The sequence below is a fragment of the Clostridium sp. CM038 genome (assembly GCF_055081105.1).
Window position 1 is genome coordinate 1626321 of the sequence record NZ_CM143651.1, and the last position, 14428, is coordinate 1640748.

Sequence of the window (14428 nt, forward strand, 5' to 3'; positions counted from 1 at the left end):
AATAAAGATGTGTATAATTAATATAGGTGTATTAAATAATAAGACATTGTATTGTAGATTATAAGTTACTAAACAAAAAATCCATAGTTTAGTAGCTTTTTTATATTATAAGAAAGTGAAATTTATTTTATAAAGAATAAGAGGAGAGTTTAATGAAAAGTTTGGAGTTGTTAAAAAAAGAACTAGCTAGAATTGATGGGAAAAGTTATAGGTTGTACAAGGAGTTAGAGGGAGAGTATGATTTTGGGGGTTTTGCACTTTGCATAGATCATGTTCAAGGTGATCCTTTTGCATCACCATCAAGAATTAGGGTAATAGTAAATCAGAGGGTTGCTAAATTTCCAAAGGAGACTTTTGATTATAAAATAAAAAATATTGCAGTAGCTGATTATTTAACAAGAGAATTTTATTCTAATATAAATAAGTGCTGCGTAAAAGTTTTTGGATCTGGGAAGAGTGGATTAATAGCTATAAGCAAATGTCCACAAGAGATACTAAATAGAACTTCAATAATTATAGATGAGGATAAAATAGAAGCAAGGTTTTATGTTGGATTTCCAGCGAGAGGAAGAAGCGTTTTATCAAGAGAGCTTGAGAAAATTTTGTATAATGTTATACCAAATATTGTAGAGAGGACTTTAATGTATAAAAATATTAATAGTGAAAAATTAATAAGCAGAGTAAATTTAGTAGAAGATCAAGAGCATATAAGAAGGTCGCTTGCAAGTAGAGGGCTAGTTGCATTTGTAGCCAATGGATCAATGCTGCCGAGAGAAAGTGGAATATCTACAAAAGCATTAAAAGCTGGCATGGTATTTGCCTCACCAAAGGAATTAGAAGTAGAGTTTAATACAAAGAGCCGTGGCAAAATTTGCGGAATGGGAATAAAAAAAGGTATAACGCTTATAGTAGGTGGAGGATATCATGGTAAATCAACATTATTAAAAGCAATAGAGCTTGGAGTTTATAATCATATTGAAGGTGATGGTAGAGAGTTTGTTATAACAGATGAATCAGCTTTAAAAGTAAGGGAAGAAGATAGTAGATGCGTCACTAAAACGGATATATCACTATTTATTAGTAACTTACCTAACGGGAAAGACACTGTAGAATTCTCTACGCAGAACGCAAGTGGGAGTACATCACAAGCGGCGAGTATTATTGAGGGGATAGAAAGCAGCGCTAAGGTATTTTTAATAGATGAAGATACTTCAGCTACTAATTTCATGATGAGAGATGATTTAATGCAAAAATTAGTTTGCACAGAAAAGGAACCAATCACACCGTTTATTGAAATAGTGGGATCTTTATATAATCAGAAAGGTATTTCAACAATAATGGTAGTAGGAAGCTCTGGAGATTTTTTTGATGTAGCGGATTCTGTAGTGCAATTGGATAATTATGAGGCCGAGGACGTCACAAAAAAGGCTAAAAAACTAAGTAGTGGTCATATTACAAAAAGAATTAACGAAAGAAATTTAAAAATAGATATCTCATTTAACAGAGTAGTTAAAGCCGGAACTATTTCACAAGGAGAAAGGGGAGTTAAAATCAAAACAATGGGGCTCAATATATTGTGTATAAACAGAGATGACATAGATTTAAGAGCTGTAGAGCAAATAGTTGATAGTGAACAAGTAAATGCTATAGGCACAATTATGAAATGGGCAGAGGTAAATATTATGAATAAGGGCCTAAGATTTGAAAGTATGGTTGATGATATAATTTGTAAAATAAAGAAAAATGGGTTAATATCCATGGATAAATTAAAAGGTGGAAGTGGAGATTTAGCCATGCCGCGAAAGCAAGAAATAATGGCAGTATATAATAGGTACAGAAACCTAAAAATATAAAAAGATATAACTAGAATTTGGAATAAAAATAAATCAATGACATTTTTATTTATTGCATTTTTTTTAAAAATCCTGTATTCTTATGAATAATGAAGTAGATTAAAGGCTAAAACAGGGGGTAACAAATGTGAAAAAATTTAAACGAGTACTAGTAGCAAACAGAGGCGAAATTGCTATAAGAATTTTTAGAGCTTGTAATGAACTTGGGATTCGTACGGTGGCGATTTATTCCAATGAAGATAAGTATTCACTTTTTAAAACTAAGGCAGACGAAGCTTATTTAATTGGAAAAAGCAGAAGTCCTGTTGAGGCATATCTAAATATTGAGGAGATAATCAGTATTGCGCTTAAAAAAGGTGTAGATGCAATTCATCCAGGGTATGGATTCTTATCAGAGAACCCTGAATTCGCGAAAAAATGTGCAAAAGCAGGTATTGAATTTATCGGGCCTACAGCTGAAATGATGGATAAACTTGGAGATAAGATTAAATGCAAAATTGTGGCAAAATCATTAGGAGTTCCTACGATACCTGGTTATGAAAAAGAAATTGAAACAGTAGACATTGCAAAGAAACTCGCAGGGGAATGTGGATATCCTATTATGTTAAAGGCAGTTGCTGGCGGCGGCGGACGAGGCATGAGAATTGTAAGAAATGAAGGCGAATTAGCCTCTGCTTATAGAAGTGCTAAAAGTGAAGCAAAGAAAGCGTTCGGTATCGACCATTTATTTATAGAAAAATATTTTGAAAAGTCTAAACATATAGAAGTACAGGTTCTTGGAGACAAGTTTGGTAATATTGTTCATTTATTTGAAAGAGATTGCTCTATTCAAAGAAGACATCAAAAGGTTGTAGAGTACAGTCCTGCTTTTTCAATATCAGAAGAAAAAAGAAATGAAATCTGCAATGATGCATTAAAAATAGCTAAATCAGTAAATTATAGAAGTGCTGGAACTTTGGAGTTCTTAGTAGATACTTATGGGAATCATTATTTTATAGAAATGAACCCTAGAATTCAAGTTGAACACACCGTTACAGAAATGGTAACAGGTATTGATATAGTTCAAAGCCAAATACTTATAGCAGAAGATTATGCTTTAAATTCCTCTAAAATAGGAATTTCGTCTCAAGAAGATGTTGTGCTTCGAGGATATTCTATTCAGTGCAGGATAACAACAGAGGATCCTTCTAATAATTTTGCACCGGATACTGGAAAAATAGAAGAATATAGAACAGGTTCTGGCTTTGGAATAAGGCTTGATGGCGGTAATGGTTTTGCAGGGGCGGTAATTAGCCCTTACTATGATAGCCTTTTGGTAAAAAATATATCATGGTCTAGAACTTTTCAAGATGCTATAAGAAAATCTATAAGAGCTGTTGAGGAAACTAGAATTACAGGAGTAAAGACTAATATAGGTTTTCTAATTAATGTATTAAATCATCCTACTTTTTTGAAGGGCGAATGTAATACAAGTTTTATTGAAGAAAGTCCAGAATTAATTTCCATTGCACCTAAGGAAGATGAGGAAGGCAGAGTGTTAAAATTTATTGGAGACAAAATGGTAAATGAAGTAAGTGGAATTAAAAAGCTTTATGATGTGCCGGTAGTTCCTAAAATTATAATGCCAAATAAACTTAGTGGGACAAAACAGATTTTAGATATGCAGGGTACGGAAGGTCTTTTAAACTGGATTAAAAATCAAAATAAATTACTGTTAACAGACACCACAATGAGAGATGCTCATCAATCTTTAATGGCAACTAGAATGCGAACGAAGGATATGTTAAAAATAGCAAGTGCTACCTCTGTTTATGGAGGAGATTTGTTTTCCCTTGAGATGTGGGGAGGAGCTACTTTTGATGTAGCATACCGCTTTTTAAACGAATCGCCCTGGGAAAGATTAACACAGCTACGATCGAAAATTCCTAATGTGCTTTTCCAGATGCTACTACGTGGAGCAAATGCAGTAGGCTATAAAAATTATCCTGATAATGTAATCCGTGAATTTATTAAAGAATCTGCAGATACAGGCATTGATGTTTTCAGAATTTTTGATTCTCTAAACTGGCTAAAAGGAATGGAAGTTTCAATAGATGAAGTTATTAAAAGTGGTAAAGTTGCAGAAGCTTGTATTTGTTACACAGGAGACATCTTAAATGATAAAAAAGATAAATATAATTTGGATTATTATATTAAGCTAGCAAAGGAAATTGAGAAAACAGGAGCTCATATTTTAGGAATAAAAGATATGTCAGCACTGCTTAAACCTCATGCTGCGTTTAAGTTAATAAATGCACTAAAGCAAGAAGTAGGAATGCCTATTCATCTTCATACCCATGATACTACAGGAAATGGAGTTGCTACAGTTTTGATGGCGGCTCAAGCAGGCGTTGACATTGTAGACACTGCTTTTAACAGTATGTCAGGGCTTACAAGTCAACCAGCTTTAAATTCAGTTGTTGCAGCACTTAAGAATACTGACAGGGATACTGGGATAGAACCCAAAGGAATTCAGGAAATTTCAGATTATTGGGATGCAGTAAGACCAGTTTATGACCAATTTAAATCAGATTTGAATTCTGGTTCCGCTGAAATTTATCGATATGAAATTCCAGGAGGCCAATACTCTAATCTCAAACCACAAGTAGAAAGTTTCGGACTTTCACATAAATTTAATGAAATTAAAGAACTGTATAAAGAAGTAAATGAAATGGTAGGGGATATTGTAAAGGTAACTCCATCCTCTAAGATGGTTGGAGACTTTGCAATATTTATGCTTCAAAATGACCTTACACCAGAAAATATATACGAAAAAGCTACTAATATGTCTTTCCCAGATTCCGTTGTAGCATACTTTAAAGGCATGATGGGTCAACCAATGGGAGGATTTCCAGAAAAACTTCAGATATTAGTTTTAAAGGGTGAGAAGCCAATTACATGTAGACCGGGTGAATTACTCCCTGATGAGGATTTTAGCAAGATAGAGAAACACCTAATAGAGAAATTTAATATTGCTCCAAATAAAAAAGACGTACTAAGCTATTCATTATACCCTGAGGTATTTGATGGCTATATAAAATATGTTAAGGAGTTTGGAGATTTAAGTAGAATCGGAAGCGATGTGTATTTCCACGGGCTCAATGAGGGTGAAACCTGCGAATTCGAAATTGCTGAAGGAAAAACCTATATGATAAAGTTGCTTCACATTGGTAGATTGGATTTAGAGGGTAACAAAGTTCTTGTTTTCGAGGTGGATGGAAATAGACGCGAAATAAAAATAAAAGATAGAAACAATAAAGCGTTGCAAGATTTCCAAGGACCAGAAATGGCAGATTCATCAAATCCTTTAGAAATCGGAGCACCTATACCAGGAAGTATTTTAGCCATTCTTGTAGCAGAAGGAGATACAATAACTGAAAATCAACCATTGATGACAGTGGAGGCTATGAAAATGGAGACAAGGGTAAGCGCCAGTGTAACAGGAGTGATTGAGTCAATTAATGTTATTGAAGGACAACAGGTAAAGGCTGGAGAACTTTTAATAAATTTAAAATAGCTTAGAAAATTAGCAAATAAAACTCAAATAAGAGTAAAAAAAACACTAAAGTTTTTAAGCTTTAGTGTTTTTTACTCTTATTTTTTTGTTAATTAAGGTTTAATGCACGTTTGAAACTAATTTATGAATTTTTAAGAAAATATTTATATAAAAAGATTATATTGGTTATTGCGTTCGAATATAAATTATAAGACATGAAGTTTATATGATGAGGGAGAAATCAAAATTTATGAAAAGAGAGGATGAAGAATAATGAAAAAGTTATCAATAACCTTAGCGTTTGTTATGATTGCTTCCATGTCTTTTATCGGATGCAGTAAATCTACTGAGCCAAAAGTAACAACTATTCAGTTTATGGAGACTCTAACCAGTCCTGAGAGGACTAAATTTGTAAAAGAGCTTATATCTGATTTTGAATTAAAGAATAAAGATGTAAAAGTGGAACTAATCTCTGAGCCATGGGAACAAGCCCATGATAAAATCATTACAATGTCAGCTGCAAATCAACTGCCAGATGTAATGGAAATGGCTGCAAATTGGGCTTCTGAAATCGGTGCAACCGGAAAGCTTGAAGATTTAGGGCCATATTATAATAAATGGGACAAAAAGGATACATTGACAGAGAAAAGCCTTAAGCTTGGTAAAGCATACAAAGACACATTGTATGTCGTTCCTCATAGTTTATATTTCCAGGCAATGTATTATAGGAACGATTGGTTTAAAGCAGCAGGTGTTGATGTTCCAAAAACAACAGAGGATTTCTTTAATACTGCAGAAAAAATCACGGATAAATCAAAAAACAGGTATGGATATTCATTCAGAGGAGGAGCGGGAAGCTGGACCCTTATGTCGAACTTCATTATGACTAATGGAGGATTTACAAATTACTTTGATGAAAATGGTAAATGTGTGTTTAGAAAACCTGAATCCGTTGAAACATTTAAGAAATTCACTGATATGTATCTAAAGGCTGCTCCAAAGGATGCTCTTAACTGGGGATATGCGGAAACAGTTGATGCATTCACATCAAGTAATACAGCCCTAATCATACAGGACTCTGAAGTAATAAAATCATGTGAAACAAAAATGGACAAAGGAACATTTGAAACAGGATTATGTCCTGTAGGTCCTGATGGCAAGAGATATTTACAAGGAGGATACATTGGGTTCTCAATGCCATCTGCTTCATATAAGAAAGAAGCTTCTTGGAAATTCATTTCTTATATGATGAGCCCTGAAGTTAACCTTAAATGGGGTGTTAAAAACTCTGTAATTCCTGCAACAAAAGTACCTAATGATAGCGCTGAGTTTAAAAAAGGTTATATTTCTGCATATACAAATACTTTAGAAGATTCCAATACAGTATTGTTCAGCGCTCCTGAATATTTGCCAGAATGGCGAGAATTTACAGGAAAGATTGCTGGGCAGGAACTTCAGTCATATCTCTTGAAAAAGCAAACTGCAGAAAAAACTATGAATAATATATCTACGTATTTAGAAAATGCAAATGCGAAATACAATAAAAAAAGTAGTATTAAATAAAGAGAAATGGAAAAATTATCAATTTCTCTTGATAGGAGGTAGTAGTTTGGACAGTAAAAAATCATTAGCACAAAAAAAACGGGTTATAAACAGTGTTAAGAAAAAGAATATTGAGCCTTATTTATATATAATGCCGGGATTAGTATTAATGTTTGTTTTTATTGGATATCCAATTGCAAAGGGGATAGCAACCTCCTTCTATCATTATAGGCTAAATGATCCCAATATTTACTTTAATGGTTTTGAAAATTACAAAGCAATACTTGCAGAAAAAGATTTTTGGAAGATTTTAAAAAATTCATTCTGGTGGGTTGCAGGTTCGATAAGTTTCCAGTTTACATTTGGGCTAATTTTGGCTCTGCTACTAAATAGAAAATTTAAATTTAGGGGCTTATATCAGGCCTTAGTTCTTGCGCCTTGGGCAGTACCTGGCTTTTTAATAGGACTTATATGGAAATGGCTACTTAATGGGCAATATGGAGTTATAAATGATATTTTTATTAAATTGCATTTAACAAAAGAGCCTATTTCATTCTTGGCACAATTAAATACTGCACTTCCAAGCACAATAGTGGCAAATATTTGGTATGGTATACCGTTTTTCACCATAATGATTTTGGCTGCACTTCAGTCAATACCGTTGACTTTATACGAATCTGCAGAAATAGATGGTGCAGGAAAAGTAGCAAAATTTTTCAAAATAACTTTGCCATACATAAAACCCACTATCATTACAACTTTGCTGCTTAGAGTCATATGGATATTTAGTTTTGCAGATATTATATATATAATGACAAATGGTGGGCCTTTGAATTCATCAAATAATTTGGCTTCTTATATTATTTTTAAAGCATATAAAGCCCTTGATTTTGGTCAGGCGTCAGCTATAAGTGTCATATTTTTAGTAATACTACTCATATATACTGTACTTTATCTAGCAATTACGAAATTTGATAAAGCGGGTGATTTTTAATGAACAAGGAAAATAAATTAAGCAGAGCATTGACATACTTTTTAATGGTAGCATTCTTTATTTTTATGACTTCCCCTATCATCTGGATATTTATTACATCAGTAAAGTCAGTTAAGGAGATAGTGACTATACCTATAACATACTTTCCAAAACACTTTACTTTAAAAAATTATGAAAGTATATTAAAAACTACAAACTTTCCAGTATACTTTAAAAATAGTGTGATTGTAGGTACTACTGCATCAATAGGGACTTTGATTATATCACTATTTGCAGGATATTCTCTGGCAAGGTTTAAATTTGCAGGTAAAAAACTTACCCTCTTTCTATTCCTTGCAACTCAGATGGTTCCTGTGGCAGCGATTATAGTGCCTATATTTATGCTTTTTTCAAAATTAGGCCTTATAAATAATTTGCTGGGACTAATAATAATTTATATAGTTTTGAACATCCCTTTTTGCACTATGATGATAAGGGGATTTTTCGAAAAAATACCTTATACTTTGGAAGAAGCTGCAATGATTGATGGATGTTCAAGAATACAAGCATTGATAAAAATAATACTTCCTGTAATGAAACCAGGTATTATTGCAACTTTTGTTTTTGCTTTTATGGGAGCATGGAATGAATTATTCTTCAACACTCTGTTTATAAGCCGTGAAGGCCTTAAAACTCTGCCAACAGGGATTAATGCTTTTATCGGGAAATATGATATAGACTGGGGAATGATGACAGCAGGTTCTGTTATTGCTTTAATACCTATATTCATTATGTTTGGTGTTATCCAAAAATATCTGGTAGGGGGTCATACTGACGGTGCTGTCAAAGGATAATAATTTTATCTATTGTTGTGTATAGACAAGTAAGAGATTATATAACAAGATGATGCACCTAGATATAGGTGTATTTTTTATATTTAGGGTAGTGAGCTACAGTATACATAAGGATAAAATTAGGAAAATATTAATAGTTTGGTAATTATTGAGCTAAAATTTGACTTATTACTATATTTACGAGTGAATTTTTTGTGGTATAATGTAAATTAATAAAGAAATAGGAGGGTTTTCAATGGCAATACTTACGTCTATTAAAGATGCTTTAAATGCGAAGCAATATAAATCTGAGGTTGAAAAACTAATCGAGGAAAATAAAAATTTGAAATATATAAAATTAACTCCAACTCAAATGGGAATGAGTCAAATTTTATCTAAAACTAAAGAACTTGAAGCAGAGCTCGAAGGATATGATAATATAATTAAAACAAAAGCAAAAGACATACAAGAACTTAAAACAGAATATAATGATCAAGCTGTGTATCAGTCTAGAGAGTTTGAACAAAAATCGAATGAATATGATGATTTAATTAAGCTGAAATGTAAAGAGCTTGAAGATAAATCAGCAGAATACGATTGCATAATTGAAAACAAGAGTAAAGAATATGATGATCTAATTCAGCTAAAAGGTAAAGAACTTGAAGGCAAATCAACAGAATACGATGGATTAATTGAAAACAAAAGTAAAGAGTATGATAATTTAATCCAGTTAAAAGATAAAGAACTTGAAGATAAATCAACAGAGTATGATGACTTTATTGAAATGAAAAGCAAAGAATATGAGGATATGTTCAAACTAAAAGCTAATGAAATTGAACAGAAATCAAATGAATATGAAGTTTTAATTGAAACTAAAACAAAATTCATTGAGGAACTTAATGCAGAATATAACGATATAAAAACATGTGTGGATAGCTTAAAGTCTCAAATAATAAATTTAGATGATGATATTTTAATGCAAAGTTTTGGAGTTTATAAATCTGAATATAATTTAATGAATTCAGAAAAATGTTCTACAATGCTTCAGGATATAAGAGAAAAGCAAATTGAGATGATAAAATCAAAGGAAGCTATAGAATTTAAGCAGTGGATTGTTAATGGAAGTATAAAAGAAGGCAATCAACTAGTTGGAGATATGACAGAGGATATGATTAAATTAGTCCTTAGGATTTTTAATGATGAGTGTGATTCTATAATTGAAAAGGTTAAATTTAGTAATATAGAAATGATAGAAAATAGAATCAAAAAATTCTTTGAGGATTTAAATAAGCTTGGGAATATAACACAAGTTAAAATAGCTCCTAAATATTTGGATACTAAACTAGAAGAACTTTATCTTTCTTATGAATATAAACTTAAAAAACAGGAAGAAAAGTAAAATAATGGTTGTGTGATAACCTTAGAAGAACTATAATGAAGCTATAACAAAAATGCATTATTTATGAAAGTAATTATTAAAATTAAAATTTAAACGTCAAATTAAGGCGTTTATTTATAAGGAGGAATATAAATGAAAAAAACAGTAAAAAAGAAAAAAATAGGATTACTTCCTAGACTTATTATCGCTATCATATTAGGTATCATTTTAGGAAAAATACTTCCAGGAACAGGGATTAGGATTTTTGCAACATTCAATGGACTATTCGGTCAATTTTTAGGTTTTGCTATACCGCTTATAATTATAGGATTTATAGTACCTGGTATAGGTGATCTTGGTAGTGGGGCTGGTAAAATTCTAGCTTTAACTGCAGGAATAGCGTATGCATCTACTATAATTGCCGGATCAATAGCATACTTTGCAAATATTACTATTCTTCCAATGTTTTTAAAACCTGGAGCACTAGGCGCAAATTTTGGTAGTAGTGAGAGTGGGCTTGCTAAAGCCTTTATTGAATTTAAAATACTACCTTTAATGGATGTAATGACTGCTTTAGTTCTTGCATTTACAATAGGTATAGGAATTGCTGCAATAAAATCTACTGCCATAAAGAGTGTTATGAAGGAATTCCAAGAAATTATAAGTAAACTGATTTCTGGAATAATAATTCCACTACTACCTATATACATTATGGGTACTTTCGCAAATATGACTTATGCTGGTCAAGTTGAATCTATATTAAAGGTATTCTCAAAAGTATTCATTTTAGTTATTTTACTTCACATTATAGTAATTGTTCTTCAATATGTAGTTGCTGGAAGCATATCAGGTGCTAATCCATTCAGATTAATTAAGAAAATGATTCCTGCATATTTAACAGCTATAGGAACTCAATCATCTGCAGCAACTATTCCTGTTACTCTTGCTCAAACTAAAAAAAATGGGGTAAGTGATGGAGTAGCTGATTTTGTAATACCACTTTGTGCAACTATACATCTTTCAGGTAGCACAATAACTTTGGTAAGTTGTTCTCTTGCAATAATGATGTTAAATGGTATGAATTATGGTTTTGGAACTTTCTTTGGATTTATTTTAGCATTAGGAGTTACAATGGTAGCGGCTCCCGGAGTTCCTGGCGGAGCGGTTATGGCATCACTTGGACTTCTTCAAAGTATGCTCGGATTCAATGAAACATTGACATCGCTTATGATAGCTCTATATGTAGCCCAAGATAGTTTTGGTACTGCTTGCAACATAACTGGAGATGGAGCAATTGCTGTTATAATAAATAAAATCTCAGGACATAAACTTGAAACTCCAAAAGAAAAAGATGCTATTGCTTAGATATTATGGTAAATTAAATATAGTGATATATTTTTAGTGTAAATAGTAATAGCATTATAAGAACAGGAGGACGAAATATGGAATTAGATTTGAAATTTCAAAAGTTAAAGGAGATTCTTCAAGATTTAGAAAGTGTAGCGGTAGCGTATTCTGGGGGTGTTGATAGCACGTTTCTTTTAAAGGTAGCAGCTGATGTTTTGGGGAATAGGGTTATAGCAATAACGGCAAAGTCATCAACATACCCGGAAAGAGAATTTAAGGAAGCTGTTAAATATATTGAAGGTATCGGGGCAAAGCATATAGTCATAATTTCGGAAGAATTAGAAATTGAAGGATTTGCTAAAAATCCTGTTAATAGGTGCTATTTTTGTAAAAAAGAACTTTTCTCAAAGATTAGAAAAGTTGCTGATGATAATAACATTAATGCAGTTTTAGATGGTTCGAATGTTGATGACTCTTCCGATTACAGACCGGGAATGAAGGCAGCTAAGGAATTAAAAGTTATTAGCCCATTAAAGGATGCTGGCTTTACGAAAAATGATATAAGAGCACTGTCAAAGAGATTGGGTGTACCTACTTGGGACAAGCCAGCATTTGCATGTCTATCCTCAAGATTTCCATATGGCAATGAGATAACGGTGAAAAAACTAAGTATGGTTGAAAAAGCCGAACAGTTTTTATTGGATTTAGGGTTCAGACAGATAAGGGTAAGGCACCACGGAGATATAGCAAGGGTAGAGGTTAATGTTGAAGAAAGAAATAAATTTTTCAATATTGAAATGATGGATAAAGTTGGAAACAAATTGAAAAGTATTGGTTTTAAATATGTAACCCTTGATTTGTTAGGCTATAGAACTGGAAGTATGAACGAAGTACTTAGCGTAGCAGAAAGAAATTCAGTAAAAGCTCTTGATTAAAATCAAGAGCTTTTTTATTAATAGTTGCTACTATATCAAAGATTGTTTTATCTAAATAAATTTAATTTTCATGAAATATTTTTTATAGCAAGTAAAAAATATATACTAATTTACGTTTATATGGTAAAATGTGGTAGAGGAAATTTAATATAGACTAACTGCAATTGGTAGGAACTTAAAGACAAAAACTAGCCATATTATAGAGGTATTGTTACCAAATGTTAAGGAAGTTATAAAACAATAGAAAGAAGGAGAGTTTATGAATAAATATTGGTGGAAAGAAAGTGTAGTTTACCAGATTTACCCAAGAAGTTTTAAAGATAGTAATGGCGACGGAATCGGAGACTTAAGAGGAATAATAGAAAAACTTGATTATCTTGAGGAACTAGGAATTGATGTAATATGGTTGTCGCCTGTTTATGAATCACCTAATGATGATAATGGATATGATATAAGTAATTACCAGGGGATAATGAAAGAATTTGGAACCATAGAGGATTTTGATTTATTGCTATCACGAGCTCATGATAGAAAGATTAAGATAATGATGGATCTTGTCGTAAATCATAGTTCTGATGAGCATAAATGGTTTATTGAGAGTAAGAAATCTAAAACAAATAAATATAGAGATTATTACATTTGGAGGGATGCAAAAGATAGCTTGCCTCCCAATAATTGGGGATCGTGCTTTAGTGGTTCTGCTTGGGAATTAGACCCTCAATCACAAATGTATTATTTACACTTATTCTCGAAAAAACAACCAGATTTAAATTGGGAGAACGAAAATTTAAGAAAAGAAATCTTTGGTATGATGGAATGGTGGCTAGAAAAAGGAATTGATGGTTTCCGTATGGATGTTATTAATATGATTGGAAAAGATCAAAGCTATCCTGACGGTATTCTTAATGGAGATAATAACTATGCAGATCCAGGTAATTTCAGCAAAAATCATCCAAAGGTTCATGATTATTTACAAGAAATGAATAAAGAAGTATTAAGCAAGTATGATGTTATAACTGTTGGCGAAACGCCAGATGTAACACCTGCGCAAGCTATCGAATACGTAGATGAAGATAGAAATGAATTAAATATGGTGTTTCAATTTGAACATATGAGTGTAGGAGATGGGCCAGAAGGGAAATGGGGCAAAACAAAATTTGAGCTGAGTGAATTTAAAACTATTATGTCAAAATGGCAAAATGAACTTGAAGCTAAAGGATGGAATAGTCTTTATTTAAATAACCATGATCAACCAAGAATGGTTTCACGTTTTGGAAATGACAATAAATATAGAATTGAATCTGCAAAAATGTTAGCAACCTTTCTTCATATGATGCAAGGTACTCCCTACATTTATCAAGGTGAGGAAATAGGTATGACAAATGTCAAATTTGATAACATCAATGATTACAAAGATATTGAAACACTAAATGCATATAGAGATTTTACTGAAAGTGGTAAGAAAAGTCATGATGAGATTATGAATTCTATTTATAAAAGGGGCAGAGATAACGCAAGAACGCCATTTCAGTGGAATAATAAAAAAAATGCAGGTTTTACTGATGGAACTCCTTGGATCAAGGTAAATCCAAATTATAAATATGTTAATGCGCAATCGCAATTAGAAGATGAAAACTCTATTTTTAATTATTATAAAAAACTTATAAGACTTAGAAAGAATAATGAAATAATAGTATATGGAAAATATACTTTAATTTTGGGGGACCACAAAGATATCTATGCATATAAAAGAGAATTAAAAAATGAGACTCTTTTAGTAATATGTAATTTCTGTGAGAATATTGCTAAGTTTGCTCTTTCCAACAATATAAAATATGAGCATAAAGATCTTCTAATTTCAAATTATATTGTAGAGACTGAGTCCATAGATGAAATTAACCTTAAACCTTATGAAGCAAGAGTATATTTATTAAAATAAGTGAGCTATATAAGTGGAATTAATACTCAAGGTTCGCAACCCTCAAAAACTTGTTAAATAAGGATTTGAGGGTTTTTATTTATAATGATAAAT

The 14428-nt window shown here is 32.0% G+C and carries 9 protein-coding genes; all 9 read left to right on the plus strand.

Translation table 11 applies throughout. The features are described from left to right. The first annotated feature begins 152 nt into the window (after positions 1–152). The 9 genes from ACWJKS_RS07390 (at position 153) to ACWJKS_RS07430 (ending at position 14335) form a co-directional block, all read left to right on the plus strand. The gene (locus tag ACWJKS_RS07390; RefSeq protein ID WP_462960851.1) at positions 153–1853 is read left to right on the plus strand and encodes an ABC-ATPase domain-containing protein; all 1701 of its coding nucleotides are present in this window, start codon (positions 153–155) and stop codon (positions 1851–1853) included. A gap of 127 nt (positions 1854–1980) precedes the next feature. Continuing rightward, on the plus strand, positions 1981–5409 hold the full coding sequence (locus tag ACWJKS_RS07395; RefSeq protein WP_462960852.1) for a pyruvate carboxylase: 3429 nt from the start codon (positions 1981–1983) through the stop codon (positions 5407–5409). Between the two features lie 252 nt (positions 5410–5661). Then, complete coding sequence (locus ACWJKS_RS07400) at positions 5662–6951, plus strand: ABC transporter substrate-binding protein (RefSeq protein ID WP_462960853.1); 1290 nt, start codon at positions 5662–5664, stop codon at positions 6949–6951. 46 nt (positions 6952–6997) lie between these two features. Continuing rightward, positions 6998–7924: a carbohydrate ABC transporter permease gene (locus ACWJKS_RS07405; RefSeq protein WP_462960854.1), complete on the plus strand. Its 927-nt coding sequence runs from the start codon at positions 6998–7000 to the stop codon at positions 7922–7924. After that, positions 7924–8757 carry a carbohydrate ABC transporter permease gene (locus ACWJKS_RS07410; protein WP_462960855.1) on the plus strand — a complete coding sequence of 278 codons (834 nt, stop codon included), beginning with the start codon at positions 7924–7926 and terminating at the stop codon, positions 8755–8757. Before ACWJKS_RS07405 ends, ACWJKS_RS07410 begins: the two co-directional genes overlap by 1 nt. Positions 8758–8992: 235 nt before the next feature. Next, positions 8993–10135, plus strand: coding sequence for an SNIPE associated domain-containing protein (locus tag ACWJKS_RS07415; protein WP_462960856.1), 1143 nt, complete (start codon positions 8993–8995; stop codon positions 10133–10135). Between the two features lie 132 nt (positions 10136–10267). Beyond that, the gene (locus ACWJKS_RS07420; protein ID WP_216304418.1) at positions 10268–11479 is read left to right on the plus strand and encodes a dicarboxylate/amino acid:cation symporter; all 1212 of its coding nucleotides are present in this window, start codon (positions 10268–10270) and stop codon (positions 11477–11479) included. 77 nt (positions 11480–11556) lie between these two features. Next, positions 11557–12396 (plus strand): ATP-dependent sacrificial sulfur transferase LarE, encoded by an 840-nt coding sequence (gene larE, locus ACWJKS_RS07425; protein ID WP_216304420.1) that lies wholly within the window; start codon positions 11557–11559, stop codon positions 12394–12396. Between the two features lie 259 nt (positions 12397–12655). Next, complete coding sequence (locus ACWJKS_RS07430; RefSeq protein ID WP_220286879.1) at positions 12656–14335, plus strand: glycoside hydrolase family 13 protein; 1680 nt, start codon at positions 12656–12658, stop codon at positions 14333–14335. Positions 14336–14428: the final 93 nt, after the last annotated feature.

Bases quoted from the DNA above. Each gene is read 5' to 3' on its own strand.
- ACWJKS_RS07390 (WP_462960851.1), top strand. From the start codon at position 153: ATGAAAAGTTTGGAGTTGTTAAAAAAAGAACTAGCTAGAATTGATGGG.
- ACWJKS_RS07400 (WP_462960853.1), top strand. From the start codon at position 5,662: ATGAAAAAGTTATCAATAACCTTAGCGTTTGTTATGATTGCTTCCATG.
- ACWJKS_RS07410 (WP_462960855.1), top strand. From the start codon at position 7,924: ATGAACAAGGAAAATAAATTAAGCAGAGCATTGACATACTTTTTAATG.
- ACWJKS_RS07415 (WP_462960856.1), top strand. From the start codon at position 8,993: ATGGCAATACTTACGTCTATTAAAGATGCTTTAAATGCGAAGCAATAT.
- ACWJKS_RS07420 (WP_216304418.1), top strand. From the start codon at position 10,268: ATGAAAAAAACAGTAAAAAAGAAAAAAATAGGATTACTTCCTAGACTT.
- larE (WP_216304420.1), top strand. From the start codon at position 11,557: ATGGAATTAGATTTGAAATTTCAAAAGTTAAAGGAGATTCTTCAAGAT.
- ACWJKS_RS07430 (WP_220286879.1), top strand. From the start codon at position 12,656: ATGAATAAATATTGGTGGAAAGAAAGTGTAGTTTACCAGATTTACCCA.